Source organism: Pedobacter sp. 05L430 (genome assembly GCF_056397585.1).
The window spans coordinates 25,647-42,740 of the sequence record NZ_JBFTNT010000001.1 but is presented as its reverse complement, the minus strand read 5'-3'; the positions used below and the strand labels follow the sequence as shown (position 1 = coordinate 42,740).

14 protein-coding genes are annotated in these 17,094 nt (G+C 38.2%); 8 read left to right on the top strand and 6 right to left on the bottom strand.

Annotated elements, in window-relative coordinates; translation table 11 throughout:
• Window positions 1-72 precede the first annotated feature (72 nt).
• The 5 genes from AC1DG9_RS00170 to ruvX are packed head-to-tail and all read right to left on the bottom strand — an operon-like array spanning window position 73 to window position 3,537.
• The gene (locus AC1DG9_RS00170; protein ID WP_172662388.1) at window positions 73-825 is read right to left on the bottom strand and encodes a hypothetical protein; all 753 of its coding nucleotides are present in this window, start codon (window positions 823-825) and stop codon (window positions 73-75) included.
• Window positions 826-875: 50 nt separating this feature from the next.
• A complete protein-coding gene (locus AC1DG9_RS00165) occupies window positions 876-1,781 on the bottom strand; it encodes a glucosaminidase domain-containing protein (RefSeq protein ID WP_477634204.1) in 906 nt (301 codons plus the stop codon).
• Window positions 1,781-2,461 carry a glucosaminidase domain-containing protein gene (locus tag AC1DG9_RS00160; protein WP_288881390.1) on the bottom strand — a complete coding sequence of 227 codons (681 nt, stop codon included), beginning with the start codon at window positions 2,459-2,461 and terminating at the stop codon, window positions 1,781-1,783. Before AC1DG9_RS00160 ends, AC1DG9_RS00165 begins: the two co-directional genes overlap by 1 nt.
• Before the next feature lie 3 nt (window positions 2,462-2,464).
• Entirely contained in the window at window positions 2,465-3,100 is a 636-nt protein-coding gene (locus tag AC1DG9_RS00155; protein WP_337717103.1) for an O-methyltransferase, read from the bottom strand.
• A 20-nt stretch (window positions 3,101-3,120) separates the two neighbouring features.
• Complete coding sequence (gene ruvX / locus AC1DG9_RS00150) at window positions 3,121-3,537, bottom strand: Holliday junction resolvase RuvX (protein WP_337717105.1); 417 nt, start codon at window positions 3,535-3,537, stop codon at window positions 3,121-3,123.
• Window positions 3,538-3,757: 220 nt separating this feature from the next.
• Between ruvX and AC1DG9_RS00145 the strand changes: the two genes are divergently transcribed.
• From AC1DG9_RS00145 to AC1DG9_RS00125, 5 genes are all read left to right on the top strand, one after another.
• Window positions 3,758-4,906 carry a DNA polymerase III subunit gene (locus AC1DG9_RS00145; RefSeq protein ID WP_337717107.1) on the top strand — a complete coding sequence of 383 codons (1,149 nt, stop codon included), beginning with the start codon at window positions 3,758-3,760 and terminating at the stop codon, window positions 4,904-4,906.
• A gap of 2 nt (window positions 4,907-4,908) precedes the next feature.
• Window positions 4,909-6,378, top strand: a complete 1,470-nt coding sequence (locus AC1DG9_RS00140) for a PSP1 domain-containing protein (RefSeq protein WP_288881399.1) — start codon at window positions 4,909-4,911, stop codon at window positions 6,376-6,378.
• Complete coding sequence (locus tag AC1DG9_RS00135; protein WP_288881402.1) at window positions 6,371-6,844, top strand: gliding motility lipoprotein GldH; 474 nt, start codon at window positions 6,371-6,373, stop codon at window positions 6,842-6,844. The genes AC1DG9_RS00140 and AC1DG9_RS00135 overlap by 8 nt, the downstream gene beginning before the upstream one ends.
• Window positions 6,845-7,175: 331 nt before the next feature.
• Window positions 7,176-7,448 (top strand): hypothetical protein, encoded by a 273-nt coding sequence (locus AC1DG9_RS00130; RefSeq protein ID WP_337717108.1) that lies wholly within the window; start codon window positions 7,176-7,178, stop codon window positions 7,446-7,448.
• A gap of 18 nt (window positions 7,449-7,466) precedes the next feature.
• Complete coding sequence (locus AC1DG9_RS00125; protein ID WP_337717111.1) at window positions 7,467-7,925, top strand: hypothetical protein; 459 nt, start codon at window positions 7,467-7,469, stop codon at window positions 7,923-7,925.
• Window positions 7,926-8,223: 298 nt separating this feature from the next.
• Here AC1DG9_RS00125 and AC1DG9_RS00120 read toward each other — a convergent pair whose 3' ends face one another.
• Window positions 8,224-9,525: a UDP-N-acetylmuramoyl-tripeptide--D-alanyl-D-alanine ligase gene (locus tag AC1DG9_RS00120; RefSeq protein WP_288881408.1), complete on the bottom strand. Its 1,302-nt coding sequence runs from the start codon at window positions 9,523-9,525 to the stop codon at window positions 8,224-8,226.
• 58 nt (window positions 9,526-9,583) lie between these two features.
• Here AC1DG9_RS00120 and AC1DG9_RS00115 point away from each other — a divergent pair, with 58 nt between their 5' ends.
• The 3 genes from AC1DG9_RS00115 to AC1DG9_RS00105 all read left to right on the top strand — a co-directional run bounded on the left by AC1DG9_RS00115 (window position 9,584) and on the right by AC1DG9_RS00105 (window position 17,081).
• Window positions 9,584-12,070 carry a M14 family metallopeptidase gene (locus AC1DG9_RS00115; protein WP_288881410.1) on the top strand — a complete coding sequence of 829 codons (2,487 nt, stop codon included), beginning with the start codon at window positions 9,584-9,586 and terminating at the stop codon, window positions 12,068-12,070.
• A 309-nt stretch (window positions 12,071-12,379) separates the two neighbouring features.
• Window positions 12,380-15,559, top strand: a complete 3,180-nt coding sequence (locus tag AC1DG9_RS00110) for a SusC/RagA family TonB-linked outer membrane protein (protein WP_288881413.1) — start codon at window positions 12,380-12,382, stop codon at window positions 15,557-15,559.
• Window positions 15,560-15,569: 10 nt separating this feature from the next.
• Window positions 15,570-17,081: a SusD/RagB family nutrient-binding outer membrane lipoprotein gene (locus AC1DG9_RS00105; RefSeq protein WP_288881415.1), complete on the top strand. Its 1,512-nt coding sequence runs from the start codon at window positions 15,570-15,572 to the stop codon at window positions 17,079-17,081.
• Window positions 17,082-17,094: the final 13 nt, after the last annotated feature.

Sequence of the window (17,094 nt, the reverse complement as noted above, 5' to 3'; positions counted from 1 at the left end):
TTTTTAGAATGATGAAAGGGAAAATAGCCATTGCATTGGCCGGTAGTTTGGATAATATGAGAAAGAAGGGCCTCAAAACTCTTCTACTTTTATTTTAGGGAGTGGTTGTAATCTAAAAGCAGCCGGATTCCGCTTATAGCTGGCATAGCTGTTCCTTAAATATACAACAAAAGCATAATCTGAAGCGGTTAAAACGAATTGATAAGTAGGTCGGTATTGTTGCATAAAATCTTCCATTTCATAGTCGCCTAATTGCAGTACCTTCTTAACATAATCTGGCGTAAACCTATAATCTATAATCGCCTCATGGTAATCCCGCTCAAGTATTTTTTGAAGATGGCGGGCATTTTTACCATCTCTGCTGAGCAGATTGTAAATTGCATCAATACCCAAACCTGCGCCTCCCAATCCAAGATTAAGCAAATCTTTTGCTTTACCCTTGTCCAGCGCATACTTATACTCTTTTAATGTATTGGCGTGCGATTCTTTAGGAGTATATTTTCGGCCGGTAATAGATACCTCACGTAAGTTAATTCCTAGCGATTTCAATTGAAAGTACACTGCTTTCTGACCATTATGAATAAGCGTATCGACCGCATAACCTTGCAATACTGCATACAGCGTGTCGCCTACGGCAGCATTTATAGAAAACTCGCCCTTTGGGGTATTGTAAATCCCTTCGTCTTTGCTGGCGTTGTAGATGTATACTTTAGCCAGGCGGAGTTTGGAATCTTTGTCGACCACAAAGCCTTTTACCGTATTGGTTTGGGCAGTTGCAGTAAGCGCAATGCAATAAAGGAGTAATAACAGGCTAAAAAATCTCATTGGAGATACAAAACTACAAGATAACTATCTGCGCTTAATAAACATTAACATTATTTAACTAACACAAGCTTTTGCCCAATCTTAATGCCCGTGTCTGCAAGGTTGTTCAGTGYTTTTATATCGTCCACTGAGATGTTAAAGCGTTTTGATATGTTGTAAAGGGTGTCTCCCTGTTTTACCGTGTAAGGATTCTCCAGGGTTGTTGAGCCAACAGGATCAGGAGTGTTAATTACTACAGCAGGGGTACTTATTTTTAATGTATCAGGAGTTTTAATTACTTGTTTTGAAGGAGGTGTAGCCACAGGGGTGAATTTTTTCTTTTCCTGAGGGATGTTCGCGTTGATTTCTGAGAAAACACGGTCTTCGCGTTTTAGTTTTTCATTCTCAGATTCTGGCAGATCATAAAAATATAACTGATACTTTTCGATAGTATTTATCAGCAGATCCGGATACTTAGGGTTTGTAGCATAGCCAGCTTGTTTTAAACCTACAGCCCAGTTTTTATAATCGTTTTTATCAAGCTCAAAAAGAGCACTGTAACGCTTTCTTCTTAAGAATTCAGAATGATCCCTGTAAGATTCTCTGGCATCTTTATAAACCCGAAAACAGTCATTAGCCTTATCGTCGTCTTTATAATATCCCTTTCCTTTCCATTCAGAAGTACATTTGATGCCAAAGTGGTTGTTCGCATATTTTGCTAAACTGCTATTCCCACTTCCCGATTCAATAATGCCCTGGGCAAGTGTAATACTTGCCGGAATGCCATATTTATTCATCTCTTCAATTGCTACGCCTTTAAATTCATCGATATACATTACTGTAGTACGCGATTTATATTCCGGGTTTGCTTTGTCTGCAGCTTTTTCGATTGCTTTATTGTTGCGACTGTACTTTTTTGTTTTACAGGCAGAAAAAAATAGCACTGCGGAGGCCAGGATGATTATTCTTTTGTTCATTATAGTCTAAGTTTTTGTCCGGGTTTAAGTGCAGCGCCTTTTAACCCATTTTTTTTCATTAGTGAGGCTGCGGTTGTTCCCCTCAATTTTGCTATTTTATTCAGGCTATCGCCTCTTTTAACCGTATATGTTGATCTTGAGGTTTTTGCTGATCTGGATCTGGTGGCAACGACAGGTGCAGGTGGTTCAACATAATCGTCGGGCCGTTCATCGTATTGGGAAAGGTCATTTTTTTTAATGATCCCAATGATCTGTGATGCCCATGTTCTGCTTCTGGCATAGCCACCACGCTGTATACCTCTGGCCCAGTTTCTGTAATCAAACTGGTCATATTTCTCGAAAAGTGAAGTAAAGGACGATCGGCTTTTTAAGAATTCCAGAAAGCTATCATAAGACTTCTGAACAGAAGGATAACCCTTATAGGATGAACGGATTTCGGTATTGCTGTTCGCGCCTTTGATCCCGAAATGATTGTTAAGGTATCGGGCAATTTTACTTGTACCAGATGCTGATTCGTGTATGGCAACAGCAAGAATAACACTGGCAGGTATTTTATGTTCCCGCATCAGTGTTTGAGCATATTCAGCATGCTCTGCAATATATTCTGCTGTGGTTTGGGCGCCTACACTAAATGTTATGGAGATAGCACTAAGCCAAACTAACAGTAATGATTTAAACATACCTTATTTTTTTCTGATGATAAATAACCCATCTCTAACAGGCAAAATGAGTTTTTCTACACGGTCATCTGCCGCAATTTTGTCATTAAATGTAGTGATATTTTTAGTGTCTTTATCCTGATTGGTGTTCAGTACTTTTCCACTCCATAGCACATTATCCACTATAATAAGCCCACCAGGCCTGATTCTGTTGAAAACAAGATCATAGTAAGTGCCATTGTTTTTCTTATCAGCATCAATAAACACAAGGTCGAAGGTTTCTTCCAATGAATTCACAGTTTGGGTTGCATCGCCAAGAATGTATTTTATTTTGCTGTTATAGTCAGATTGAGCAAAGTTATGGCGTACCATGTCTTCGAGCTCCTCATTTATATCCAGTGTATAAATAATTCCTGTCTCTGTTAATCCTTCAGCAAGGCAAAGGGTGGCATAGCCGGTAAAGGTGCCGATTTCTAAAATTCGCTTAGGGCTTACCATTTTACTTAAAAAGCTAAGCACCCGTCCCTGATAATGGCCTGAAAGCATGCGTGGCATCAGCACTTTTAAATTGGTCTCTCTATCTATTTTTTGCAGCAACTCGCTTTCTGGTTCACAGTAATTAAGCAAGAGCTGCTGCATGTCATCGCTGATTAAGCTCATATAATTTTAATAAATGCAATCTATAAACGGTGCTGTTCCATAAAATATTGCAAAATAATAGTAGCCGAGATGGTATCTACGCGCTCTTTATTTTGCCGGTCTTGTTTTTTTAATCCGCTTTGCATAATTGCTTGATGGGCTAGTTTAGAAGTAAACCGCTCATCAATCCAATGTTGGGGGATATCAGGAAAGGTTCTTTTTAAGGTTCTGGCAAAGCCTTTTACATGCTGAGCAGACTCAGAAGGAGAACCATCCATTTGCTTTGGATCGCCAAAAACAAAGGCTTCTACCTGTTCTGTTAAAAGATATTTTTTCAGATATTCTATAGCGTCTTTGGGGTGTATGGTATCGAGCCCTGTTGCAATAATTTGCAGGGGGTCTGTAACGGCTAGTCCGATACGCTTGGTTCCATAATCAAATGCTAAAATTCTGGGCATGTGGGCAAAGATAATAAAATCCGGGAGGTACCTGAGCTTGGGCTAATGTAGGACAGATTGGGGCTAGATTCGGGTTTGCTTCGGGAAACAGGTACTTTTACCCGAAGCAAACTCAAATCTGTCTCGAACTAGCGTCGAACCAGCAACATTGTATGCAGGTATTTTGTCAACTTTAATAGCTGTTATAGCCAAGTCTTAAAATTTTGCTATTTTGCACCAAATGCAGTTTAAGAATATCATAGGTCAGGAAGCTATAAAACAGCAGTTGATACAAACATTTGCTGAGAATAGGATAAGTCATGCGCAGTTGTTTCTTTCGTCAGAAGGAAGTGGTGCTTTGCCTTTGGCAATTGCCTATGCTCAATACATTAACTGTCTTGATAAACAGGCTGATGATAGCTGCGGCGAATGTTCTTCGTGCAGAAAATATGAAAGATATATTCACCCTGACTTGCATTTTTCTTACCCGTTTTTTGCTTCTAAAGATGTAAGAACAGCAGTAGATGTTTTAGATGAATGGCGCAGTATGGTGCTTGCCGATCCTTATTTTGACATGGATATTTGGCGATCCAAATTAAGTGCGGAGAATAAACAGGCAAATATTAACATTGCCGAGTGTCATGATATCATCAAAAAATTAAGTTATAAAGCTTTTGAAGCTGAGACGAAAGTACTGATCATGTGGCTGCCCGAATATCTGGATAAAGAAGGAAACTCCTTATTAAAGATTATTGAAGAACCACCGCAAAATACCCTGTTTATTTTAGTTGCAAACAACCAGGAACAGATTCTTTCTACCCTGTTGTCGCGGACGCAGATTGTTAAAATTCCTAAACTGCCACATGCTACTGTTGAAAGTTATTTGATGGATGAATTTGGCTTGTCGGAAAATCAGGCTACAGAATATAGCTTTCTCGCAGATGGGAATTTGATTGAAGCCAAGCAATTGGTGGCCAATACGCAAAATGAAAATGCCGATAAATTTGCCGAATGGTTAAGGATGGGTTACGGCAACAGGGTTTTGGACTTAACCAATTTTGTAGATCAGATTGCGGGCTGGGGAAGAGAAAATCAAAAGAATTTTTTAAAGTACGGGATTAGCTTTTTAAGAGAATGCAGCCTGTTGTTAAGTGGTGCAGAAGAGCTGGTTAAGCTGCCCGGTTCAGCTATGGACACGGCTAAAAGGTTATCGACCCACGTACTTAATCTAAGTATGGCAGATGCCATTATTTCGGAATTGGAAAAGGCGCATTATCATATCGAGAGAAATGCAAATCCTAAAATTCTGTTTTTAGATGTATCTTTACAACTAGTAAAAATAATTAAGTTTAAAACGCTCCCGAAAGGGACTCAATATATATATAGTTAATTATGGGATGTGGAAGTTGTTCTACAGGTGGCGGATGTGCCCCCTCGGGTTGCAAAAGTAATGGCTCTTGCCTTACTGGAGGATGCGGAAAAATGGAAGTTTACGACTGGCTGTCTAATCTTGACATGCCTTCAAATTATATACCTTTTCAAGTAATAGAAGTTAAATTTAAGGGTGCCAGGAAAGAATTTTTCCTGAATAGCGAGAACATCTACCTAGAAATAGGTGAGTTAATTGCTGTTGAGGGCCCTACCGGCGGTTATGATATCGGCCATGTTTCCTTAACGGGAGAATTGGTACGCATGCAAATGAAACGCCGTAAAGCAACTATTGATCAGGTAACCAGAAAAGTTTACAGAAAAGCTACTGAAGCAGACGTTGAAAAATGGAAGATCGCTAAGGCTTTGGAATGGGAAACCATGCATAAAGCACGTACCCTTGCTTTAGATTTACGTCTATCTATGAAAATCAGCGATGTTGATTATCAGGGAGATAAAACTAAGGCTACGTTTTTTTATACCGCAGAGGGTCGTGTTGACTTTAGGGAGCTGATTAAAAAGATGGCCGAAACGTTTAGAATCCGGATTGAAATGCGCCAGATTGGAATGCGTCAGGAAGCCGGAAGGTTAGGAGGAATTGGGTCTTGTGGTCGCGAACTTTGCTGTTCTACATGGTTAACCAATTTCAAAACGGTATCAACAGCTGCGGCCAGATATCAGAACCTTTCTTTAAATACTTTAAAGCTTGCAGGGCAATGTGGCAAGTTAAAATGCTGTTTAAATTATGAACTGGATACCTATTTAGATGCTTTAAAAGACATTCCTGATCGTATTGAAAGCCTGCAAACTGAAATTGGCGTTGCCCGCCACCAAAAAACTGACATCTTTAAAAAGATTATGTGGTTCAGTTATCCTAATACAGAGGATTGGATTCCGCTAAAAGTTGACCGTGTAAAAGAAATCATGGCAATGAATAAACGTGGGCAAAAACCAATTAATCTTAAAGAAGAGGCTGTTGAATTAACTCCGGTAGCTGTTGTAGAGAAAATACCTGATTACGAAAATGTTGTTGGGCAGGATAGTTTAACCCGTTTAGACGATAAGCCTAGAAATAAAGGCAACAAGAACAATAGAAATAATCCTAACAAGGCCAACGAAAATAGAAATAGCGGAAACAGACCTGAAAAGGGACCAAGACCTCCTCAAAATGCTAAACCTGCACAGGGGCCTAAGCCAGCTGTACAAGGTGCCAGACCAGAGAAAGGGCCTAAGCCTGCACAGGGAGCAAAGCCGGTTCAGCATCCGAAAAAAGGTCAACAGCCTAAACCAGTTAATAAGCCAATAGTTCAAGCGGCCGAAGGTACGATCAATGAACAACCTGGTGCGGCCACTGGTCAGCCATCGGCAAACAGGAATAGAAATAGAAACAATAACCGGAGGAAAAAACAAAAGGAAAAGCCTAAGGATGAATAATTTTAAAGTTTTACTGCTGTCCTCAGTTTTAATCGTTTTCTTTTTTAGCGGATGCGATACCAATACGCTCATGGACAGCAACATGTCTATGCCTGCACGTAACTGGAGTTATCCAAATAAGGTTAAAACATTAGTTGAAATTACGGATAGCAGTAAGCCTTATAATATCTATTTTAAATTGCGCCTTACAGCCGATTACAGGTATTCAAATATTTTTGTTCTATTTCACATGAGTGGAGCGGGACAAAATAAGCACACCAGACGGTATGAATATAGGTTAGCGCAGCCCGATGGGCAGTGGAACGGTTCGGGTTCAGGTAATTTGTTTACCTATAATTTGCCTTTGCTTACCAACTATAAATTCCCTGCTGCCGGTAAATATCAGTTGGAAATAGAGCAGAATATGCGGGATAATCCGCTTGCTGAGATCAGTGATGTGGGAATAAAGGTATCTATTTATCAGTAGAGTACAGTTTTTATAAACATTCAAAATATGTTAAAAATCTATTGCTTTAATTTTGTTTTTTGTGAAATAAGTATTAGGTTTAACTAGCGCTTAATCTTCATGAAAAATGCTCTCAAAAAATGTTGAAAGTAATAATCTTGAAAAAGGTAGCATCGCCTTTATAATAAAAAAAATAATCCATCTTTTTTATTATACCAAGTATTTATGTCCTCGTATTGCAAATCAAAACCCTCAGGTTAATCACTCTGTGAGGAGCAGTACTTTTACGATGATTTATAGTAAAAATTATACTAAAGTTGTTCTAATTTTTTTTATTTCTTTTGTCATATTGATGACCATAGGAGTAATCTACATAGGGCATACAGGCAGATCCGAAACGCTTAACTATCAATTTAATGGAAAGGTTGATAGTGTTAGATATAATATCAAAGGGCAGGCCTATGTCTCAATAAACGGTGTTGAATATTATCTTTTTGATCCTGATTGGAATTTTGATCATAACAGAATTCAAATAGGTGATTCACTGGTTAAGAGAAAGAATTCGATGATAATTGAATTATTTAGACGAAATGTTTTGGTGACTATTGAGGGGAAGGATAATTAATAATAGATTTGTTATACGATGAACTTAAAAATACAAAGGGTATTGCTTTTATATATAGTGGCAATAGGACTCACTATCTCGGCTTGCACATTTAGTCGTACTTATGTGGATAGAGCTGACGATACTCAAGAGGGGAAACAGGTTGTCAATAATTTTTACAATAATATTTCAAACAATAATTACGATGCTCTTGATTTAATGACCAGTGGTGCATTGGTAAATACAGCAGGGAAAAATGCAGTAAGTAAAATAGTGAAACTTATTAATCGTAAGGTTGGTAATTATAAAAGCTATTTGATTGTGGATAGTAATACAACGCGAACCGAAGGAAGTAATAACAAAACAATTTTTAGGTTCAAAGTAAAAGTAGCTTATCAACATGGTACCGTTGATGAAGTAATTGGATTGGAAAAATTAGATGACCTTGATATAAAAGTGATATCTTATAATGCCTATTCAGATTTATTAATACGTTAGAAAATAGTTATACAATTTTTTGAAATGGGCTTATCCGTATGTAGCTATACAGAATAAAAGAGGCGAGATAGTCGTATGGGGTATAATATCGGCCTTCATGCAATTCTTTATCTGAAAATTTCATCGTATTACGAAGGTCAACAAATGCAATATTATAATAGTTTAGGAATCTCTTGAAATAGTATAAGTAAAAAGAATCCCAATATATGGAGATATTTAAACCAGTGCACTACATTTAAATTTTAAGGCAATTGAAAAGAGGAGGCCATGGTTTTATTGACTTCTGTCTCGCTTTTCTCTATAATATGGGAAGCAACTGCTCAAGTGCCATACCTCGGGATCCCTTTAAAAGTATCATATTATCCTTTATAGGGTGCGTTTTTAAGAACTCTTGAGCTTCTGAAGGAGCGGTAAAGAAAACCCCTTTATATTTATCCTTTAGTGCGTAAAAATACTTTCCAATAAAGATCAGTGTTTGTACATTAAGTTGCTCAGCCTGCTTAGCAATAAGCTCATGCTGTTCTGCAGATTCATTGCCCAGTTCAAACATATCTCCGATAATTACAGTTTTTTTGTCGGCAGTTAAAAGAGAAACGTTATTTAGGGCAGCGGTCATACTGCTCGGGTTTGCGTTATAAAAATCACAGATCACAGTATTGTTCTCCGTTTTTGTGATTTGTGAGCGATTGTTGTTAGGGTAGTATCCGGAAAGACCTTTGTTTATTGCTGAAGGAGTAACATCGAAAAATGCCCCAATGCATATGGCCGCCAATATGTTTTCGAAATTGTAAGAGCCTGTTAGATTAACAGATGTTTGGTAGCTGGCCCCTTTGTCTGACCATGAAATTTCAATTAATGGATCTGTTTTGATCAGCTTTCCCGATATTGTATCTGTTGATTCTGTGCCGTAATAGATAACCTTATCAAGATCAGCAGTAGTACTCATTTCCAACAGATAGTGGTTATTTCTATTTATAAACGCAAAACCATGATTGTTCTTTAAATATGCATAAAGTTCTGCTTTTCCTTTTTTAACACCTTCAAATCCTCCAAAGCCATCTAAGTGTGCCATGCCTACATTGGTAATTAAACCGTGAGTAGGCTGCGCTATAGTGCACAGAAACTCTATTTCTTTTTGGTGGTTGGCGCCCATTTCTATTACTGCAATCTCGGTGTCAGTTGTTAGTGATAAAATAGAAAGAGGTACACCAATATGATTGTTTAAGTTTCCTTTGGTGGCAAAGGCATTATATTTTTCTGAAAGAACGGCCTTTATTAGTTCTTTGGTGGTTGTTTTGCCATTACTACCAGTTAAACCTATAACCGGTATATTTAACTGTGAGCGGTGATGTTTGGCAAGATCTTGCAATGTAGTCAGTACATCGGGCACTAAAATGCATTGCTTGCTGGTTTTGTATGAAAGGTTATCTATTATGGCATAGGCAGCACCGTTTGTAAGTGCTTTCTCTGCAAAAGTATTTGCATCAAAATTATCACCCTTTAGGGCAAAAAACAAGCAATCGGGAGTTATATTCCTTGTGTCGGTACATATAACAGGGTGCTTTAGATAATGCTGATAAAGGGATTCGATGGCAGTCATAGATAAAATGAATAATTAATATGGTAAAATTAGTATTTTGGAGTCTTAATTCATCAATATGAGATACTTCTTCCTTTCTTTTTTGTTTTTGCTTGTTGGTTTGAGTGTTGCAGATGCTCAAACAAAGTCTCCGGATGAGTTTTTAGGGTATGCCCTTGGAAGTAAATTTACATCGCACGATAAGGTTGTCGATTATTTTAAGTACATAAGTGGTAAAGAAAAGAACATAAAGATTGTAAGCTATGGCAAAACTTACGAAGGAAGAGAGTTGTTAGTTGCAGTGATATCCTCTAAAGAAAACATAGATGATTTAGAGCAAATCAGGAAATATAATGTAAGTCTGAGTAAGGCAGAATCATTCACAGCACAGAAAGGTAAACAGCCGGCTATATTGTGGTTAAGCTATAATGTACATGGGAACGAGGCCAGCTCTACTGAAACAGCTATGAAAACCATATTTGACCTTGCTGAAGCAAAAACAAGCGACATTAAAGACTGGCTAAAGAATACCGTCATAATTATAGATCCATGCCTTAATCCGGATGGTAGGGAAAGGTATGTGAATTATTTTAACTCGGTTAGCGGACATAAGCCCAATTCTAACCCAATGGCAAGAGAGCATTCTGAGCCTTGGCCCGGTGGTAGGTCGAACCATTATTATTTTGATTTAAACAGAGACTGGGCCTGGCAAACACAAATTGAAACACAGCAACGCCTAAAGTTATATCATGAGTGGATGCCCGAGGTTCATGTGGACTTTCATGAACAAAGTTATAATGAACCCTATTATTTTGCACCTGCGGCCGAACCGATTCATCAGGATGTTACCCCCTGGCAGCGTGAGTTTCAGGTCACTGTTGGGAAAAACAATGCTAAGTATTTTGATGAGAACGGATGGCAGTATTTCACTAAGGAACGCTTTGATCTGCTTTATCCATCGTACGGAGATACGTATCCATTGTACAATGGTGCAGTAGGAATGACTTATGAACAAGGGGGAATTGGGGCCGGACTGTCTGTAGTAACTACTGATGGAGATACGCTTACGCTTAAGGAAAGGATTAGTCACCATTATACTACGGGTATGGCTACTATTGAAACGGTTTCAAAAAATGCCGATAAGCTGGTAAAGGAGTTCAAACTCTATTTTGAAAAAGCGGTTACTAACCCTCCGGGTATTTATAAAACATATATAGTGAAAGCCCAAAACCTGAGTAAAGTTAAAAAGCTTGCTGAGCTCCTAAAAAAGAATGGCATTGCGTATGGGTTTGGATTGGATAAGAACATGCGGGGGTATAATTATGAAACAAAGAAAGTAGAAGGCTTTAAGGTAGATAGGAATGACCTGATTGTAAATCTGCAGCAGCCCAAAGCTGTTTTGGCTAATGTGTTATTTGAACCTCAAACAGCTGTTAATGATTCTAATACCTATGACATTACTGCATGGGCTTTGCCATACGTTTACGGTTTAAAAGCATACGCAAGTAAAGAATCTGTAAAAGGAACTTATCCGGCTTTAGAAGAACCCAAAGAGCAGTCTGAAATAGCAGATAAGCCTTATGCCTGGATTTTTAAGTGGAATTCGATCGAAGATGCGCAGGTGCTTATTGCATTACAGCGGGCAAACATTAAGGTAAGATCGGCTGAACAAGCGTTTACTATTGGTACGAAGGTGTTTCCTGCCGGATCGTTGTTGGTGTACCGAACAGAGAATGAACGGCAGGTAAAGGGGCTTTCGTCTAAGATCGCCAGGATACAAAAAGACCTGAATGCTGTGGTTTATACTTCTGCAAGTGGCTATGTAGATAAGGGAAAGGATTTCGGATCAAATGTTTATCCTATTCTAAATGTACCTAAAGTAGCTATTGTAACAGGTACAGGGATCTCTACTCAAGGTGTTGGTGAGGCATGGCATTTCTTTGAGCAAGAATTGAACTACCCCGTTACCATGATAACGGCTAATAACATAGATAAGTTGGATATTAATAAGATAAATACCTTGATTATGCCAGATGGTAATTACGGGGAAGATATTAACGAGAAATTGGAGAGTTGGATTGAAAACGGTGGGAAAGTAGTTCTGTTTGAAGATGCAATTTCAAGTACGCTGGGGAAAAGACCTTTTAATATTAGGTTGAGAGAGAGTGTAAAAAATGACATAAAGGTTAATGGGGCAAGAAAGTATGGAGAACGCAATCTTGATGATTTGTCGGAAACGATTCCCGGAGCTATTTTTAAAGTTAATCTGGATCAAAGCCACCCAATTTCCGCTGGCTTGGGAGATTATTATTATGCTTTGAAAACGGATGATAAAATCTATGAGCTTTTGAATAAAGATTGGAGTGTAGGTGTCTTAAAATCAAATAGTTATATGTCTGGTGTGGTGGGGAAAGGCGTATTAAAAAAGCTGGATAACGGGATGTTGTTCGGTATTCAATCGGTCTCAAAAGGGACGGTTGTTTATCTTGCGAGTGATATACTTTTCAGGTCGTTCTGGGAAAATGGAAAACAGATGTTTACCAATGCCGTATTTCTGGTTAACTAGATATTATTGAAAATGAGCCTGTTTATGTTGAAATTATAAATCTCCTTAGTTAAACTTTATACTATATAGTGTTAAAATATGTTAAATATTTTGGCAAGATGAGATGTCACTTTGTTTTTTGAACATTTTCCGTGCTTATTGGTTAATATTCAGAATAAAATTTCGTAAAAGCTGTGTTTTTCAATATTCATGATCTGTTTTCTGTGTCATATTTGTGTCATTTAAATTTGGCTATTCTTAAATTATTTATGCTCGCATATCAAATGCGTATATTTAAGCATTATTAACTAACCTAAATTCTAACTTTTTATGAAAAAACTTTTACAAAGTTTGTTCATTTTGGCATTCATAGCAGGCTCTGCTATGGCACAAAATCGAACAATTACTGGTACGGTTACAGACAAGGAAGACGGCAAGCCGCTTCCGGGAGTAACTGTTGTAGTTAAAGGCACAAAAAATGGTACTCAAACTGGAGGCGATGGTAAATACGCATTGTCTGTACCCTCAGCTTCCGCGGAACTTGTTTTCTCTTACTTGGGCTACGTTTCTCAAACAGTAGCTGCTTCTGGAAACACTGTTGATGTTGTTTTACAATCCGATTCTAAATCCTTAACAGAGGTTGTTGTAACAGCCTTGGGTATTAGCAAAACAAAGAAAACAATCGGTTATTCAGAAACTACAGTTAAATCTGAAGATATTAATAAATCGGCCCCGGTAAGTATGTTGGGTGGTTTGCAGGGTAAAGTTGCAGGGGTAACGATATCAAATACTTCAGGTTCACCAGGTGGTTCAACTAAAATTATCCTAAGAGGTTACACCTCAATAAGCGGGGGTAACCAACCTCTATATGTTATTGATGGGGTTCCTTTGGACAATTCAAGCATTGGATCAGACGAGAGCTATGACTTTGGTAATAATGCCAACGATATTAACCCGAACTCTGTAGAAAGCATGAGTATCCTTAAAGGATCTGCCGCTACAGCGTTATACGGATCAAGAGGATCAAACGGTGTAATTTTGATTACTACTAAAAAAGGTACAGCAGGTAAAATGGTTGTTGATTTTTCGCACGCTACAACCATTACGCAAGTGGCATCGGTATTTAAGCCCCAATCTACTTTTGGTCAGGGATGGGATGGTACATTCATCGAATCTGAAAATGGTAACTGGGGTCCTAAGTATGATGGGCAAATGAGAACCTGGGGTGCAATAGTTGATAACTCTCAACTATTAAAACCGTATTCATTCATTAAAAATAATGTTAGAGATGCGTTAACAAACGGAACAGAGTTTAATAGTAATATTTCCTTAAGTGGGGGAAGTGATAAAACTACCTATTATTTTTCTTATGGAAATGTAATGAGTGACGGTTATCTTCCTTCTGATAATGATTCGTATAAAAGGAATAACTTTAGTGTTAAGGCAGCAACTGTAATTGGCAATTTTAACATAGAAGGATCTGTGAACTATGTTTCTAAAACACAAAAATTTGTTGCACAAGGACAAGGTATATCAGGAATTGGTTCTTCGTTTTATGAAGATATTCTGCAAATTCCGCAGGATATTCCAATTAAAGATCTAAGAGATTATAAAAACAAGTTCTTTAATGTAGACAACTACTTTACTCCTTATGCAGAAAATCCATACTATTCTATATATGAGAATGGTAGTCGTTACAAAAATGACCGTATTTATGGGAATGTTAATTTTGGCTTTACTGTAAATGACTGGCTGAAGTTACAATTCCAACAAGGAGCTGATGTTGATAATGCCGGGGATAGACAATGGCACAACAAAAATGCACCAACTTTGGGTAGTTACAATGATGGTGGAAACGTTGAAGGTGCTAAAAGAGCTGCAGATGTTGGTAGAGTGATAGAAGAGTCTATTAAAACTTTTGAATATGACTCTAAACTTAATGCGATATTCAAAAAAACCTTCTCTGATTTCGATATAGACGGAGTAGTTGGGGTTAACTATAATGACAGAGGTTCGCGTTTTCTTACTACAGCTGTAGAAGATCTGGCCATCCCGGGATTCTTTAGTCTTAGTAATTCGGCAAATAAGCCAACTAGTACAGAAACCGAAAGACACAGACGTTTGTTTGGTGCTTATGCTTCTGCAACCTTGGGGTATAAAAACAACCTTTTCTTAACTTTAGCCGGAAGGAACGACTGGTCATCAACATTGGCAACAGGAAACAATAGTTATTTTTATCCTGCAGCGAGTTTGGCATATGTTGTTTCTGAAGCATTTGATATGAAAAGCACTCCAATAAGCTTCCTTAAACTAAGGGCAAGTTATGGAGAAACAGGTAGTGATACTGATCCATACAGGGTTTTTGATGTTTTAAATGCAACCAACGTTACATTAGGTTTTGGTAACATTAGATTTCCGGTAGCTGGAGTGGCAGGATATTCTATTGCAAATACATTAAATAATGTTAACCTTAAACCAGAGCGTGTAAAAGAGTACGAGTTTGGTGGTGATATCAGGTTCTTATCTGATAGAATTGGCTTAGATGTTGCCTACTTTAATAGATTAAGGGTTGATCAAATTTTACCTGTTCCAATTGATCCTGGAAGTGGTTACTTATTCCAGATCTTGAACTTTGGTAAAGTTAGGGTGAGAGGTATTGAGGCAGCACTGAATATCAAACCGGTTAAAACAACTGATTTTAATTGGGACCTAACCTACACGTTTAGCAGGCAGCGCAATATGGTTATGGAGCTACCGGCAGGTTTGGATAAGGTTATTATTAATAATGCATATGATGCAGATTTAGTGGCAATAAAAGGAAAACCACTTGGTGTTTTTCAAGCTCCCGGCCCAGAATACTCTCCTGATGGAAAGATTGTGGTAGATGGAACCGGATTCCCTGTAGTTGCAGCTACAAATAAAGAATATGGCAATATCCAAAGAGATTACTCTATGGGATTAACAAATATGTTTACCTATAAATCTTTTAGTTTAGGCTTTACGCTCGACTATCAAAAAGGTGGGGTATTTTATTCTGGAACAGCAGATTTGTTAAATTTTGTTGGTGCTGATGTTAAATCAACATTTAACGATCGTCGCCCTTTCATTGTTCCTAACTCAGTACAGAAGATTACTGATGCGAATGGAAACCTGATCAGATATGAGGAAAATACGACCCCAATTACAGAAGGTTTGATTGATGATTACTATTATCCAACAACAAATAAAGCAATGGTATATAGTAACCGTATTCTGGATAAAACATTCCTGAAATTAAGAGAAGCCTCATTAAGCTACACCTTGCCGAAAACTATTGCGGGCAAAATAGGCGCAAACAGAGCTATTTTTACTGTTTTTGGAAGAAACCTACTTACCTGGTTACCTGAGTCGAACAGAACAATTGACCCTGAGGTTTCTAACCAGGGTGTTGATTTGGCCAGTGAGTTCGGTGAATTTAGAACGGCTCCTCCAGTAAGGTTCTTCGGAGCATCCTTAAGAGTTACATTTTAATATTTGAACGATGAAAAAAATTAATATACAATATAAACCACTGATTTTATCAGCACTGATTTTCTTAACGTTTGGATGTAAGAAAACATTGGATGTAAATGTTGATCCTAATAACCCGCCAATAGAGCAAGCCTCTCCAGAGGTGTTGTTTCCGTCGGGAATTATGGGGACAGCCGGGATTGTAGGGGGCGAGTTGACAATACTTGGAGGCATATGGTCTCAGTATTGGACTCAATCAAATGCCTCTAATCAATACAAAACAATTGATACTTATAATTTGACTAGAGTCGATCTGAATGGCCCTTATGACAGATTGTTGTCTGGATCACTTGCCGATTTCAATTTGTCTATAAAGCTGGCACAGGAGAGAAGCGATTGGAGATACAATTTAATGGCTACAGTTATGAAAGCCTACACTTATCAGGTACTAGTTGATATTTACGACCAAGTTCCTTATACTGAGGCATTCCAAGGTGCAGCGAACCTACAGCCAAAGTTTGATGATGGCTATAGTATTTATGTTGCTTTATTGGCTGAAATCGATGCAGCCCTGGCTAAAGATTTTTCAGCACCGCTAACAACCAGCCAAGCTAAAGGTGATTTTCTATTTAATGGCGACATGGATAGCTGGGTTCAATTTGCGAATACATTGAAATTAAAAATGTATTTAAGAATGGTGAATGCAAAGCCAGCTGAAGCGCAGGCTGGAATTACCAAGCTTTATGCTGATGGAGCTAACTTTTTAACAATGAGTGCTGGTATTGCTGAGTTTGAAGGAACGCCTAACAATAGTAATCCTTTCTACGAATATAATATCAGAAGATTAAATACAACTACTAACGTCCGAGCAAGTAAAACACTGACTACCTGGTTGGTTAAAAATGGAGATTTAAGAACTGTTACTTATTTTGGAACAGCAACTCCTACGGCAATGCATCAGGGTGATTTTGCTGCAACAGCTCAAGAACAACCATCATATTCATCTGCAACAGTTGCCGCTCAAGATGCAACTGATCCAGTATGGTTTATAAATGAGTCAGAATCTTATTTCATGCAGGCTGAGGCGTTAGAGCGTTATTTTGGCGGTTCAGGAGCAAAAGCTAAATATGATGCCGGAGTAACCGCTGCATTTGCAGAAGCGTCTCAAAGTGGAGGTGCGGCATTTATTGCTCCAGGAGGAAAGTATGCATATAAAAGCGCAGGCTCGTTTGAGGATAAGTTAGAGCAAATTATCGTTCAAAAATGGGCTTCGCTACCAAGATCTGGACATACTATAGAAGCGTTCTTTGAGCAACAAAGAACTGGTTATCCCAAAAACAGCCCGGTTTACTCAACAGATCCGTCTTACGATCCTGAGAACGCCGCCTTACCTAATCATAGAGGAGAATGGGTTTATGCTAAGAATGGGGTTACAGCTGGTAAGTTCCCGAAAAGGTTAGTTTTTCCTGCATCTTCGAGAGATAGAAATAAAAACACGCCAGCTGAAGTTCCAATCTATACAAAAGTTTGGTGGGGAAAATAGGATATTGATTAAT

Excerpts from the sequence above, each read along its gene's own strand:
- AC1DG9_RS00115 (WP_288881410.1), top strand. The coding sequence starts at position 9,584 with ATGAGATACTTCTTCCTTTCTTTTTTGTTTTTGCTTGTTGGTTTGAGT.
- AC1DG9_RS00155 (WP_337717103.1), bottom strand. The coding sequence starts at position 3,100 with ATGAGCTTAATCAGCGATGACATGCAGCAGCTCTTGCTTAATTACTGT.
- AC1DG9_RS00145 (WP_337717107.1), top strand. The coding sequence starts at position 3,758 with ATGCAGTTTAAGAATATCATAGGTCAGGAAGCTATAAAACAGCAGTTG.
- AC1DG9_RS00125 (WP_337717111.1), top strand. The coding sequence starts at position 7,467 with ATGAACTTAAAAATACAAAGGGTATTGCTTTTATATATAGTGGCAATA.
- AC1DG9_RS00110 (WP_288881413.1), top strand. The coding sequence starts at position 12,380 with ATGAAAAAACTTTTACAAAGTTTGTTCATTTTGGCATTCATAGCAGGC.
- ruvX (WP_337717105.1), bottom strand. The coding sequence starts at position 3,537 with ATGCCCAGAATTTTAGCATTTGATTATGGAACCAAGCGTATCGGACTA.
- AC1DG9_RS00130 (WP_337717108.1), top strand. The coding sequence starts at position 7,176 with ATGACCATAGGAGTAATCTACATAGGGCATACAGGCAGATCCGAAACG.
- AC1DG9_RS00140 (WP_288881399.1), top strand. The coding sequence starts at position 4,909 with ATGGGATGTGGAAGTTGTTCTACAGGTGGCGGATGTGCCCCCTCGGGT.
- AC1DG9_RS00135 (WP_288881402.1), top strand. The coding sequence starts at position 6,371 with ATGAATAATTTTAAAGTTTTACTGCTGTCCTCAGTTTTAATCGTTTTC.
- AC1DG9_RS00120 (WP_288881408.1), bottom strand. The coding sequence starts at position 9,525 with ATGACTGCCATCGAATCCCTTTATCAGCATTATCTAAAGCACCCTGTT.
- AC1DG9_RS00105 (WP_288881415.1), top strand. The coding sequence starts at position 15,570 with ATGAAAAAAATTAATATACAATATAAACCACTGATTTTATCAGCACTG.
- AC1DG9_RS00170 (WP_172662388.1), bottom strand. The coding sequence starts at position 825 with ATGAGATTTTTTAGCCTGTTATTACTCCTTTATTGCATTGCGCTTACT.
- AC1DG9_RS00160 (WP_288881390.1), bottom strand. The coding sequence starts at position 2,461 with ATGTTTAAATCATTACTGTTAGTTTGGCTTAGTGCTATCTCCATAACA.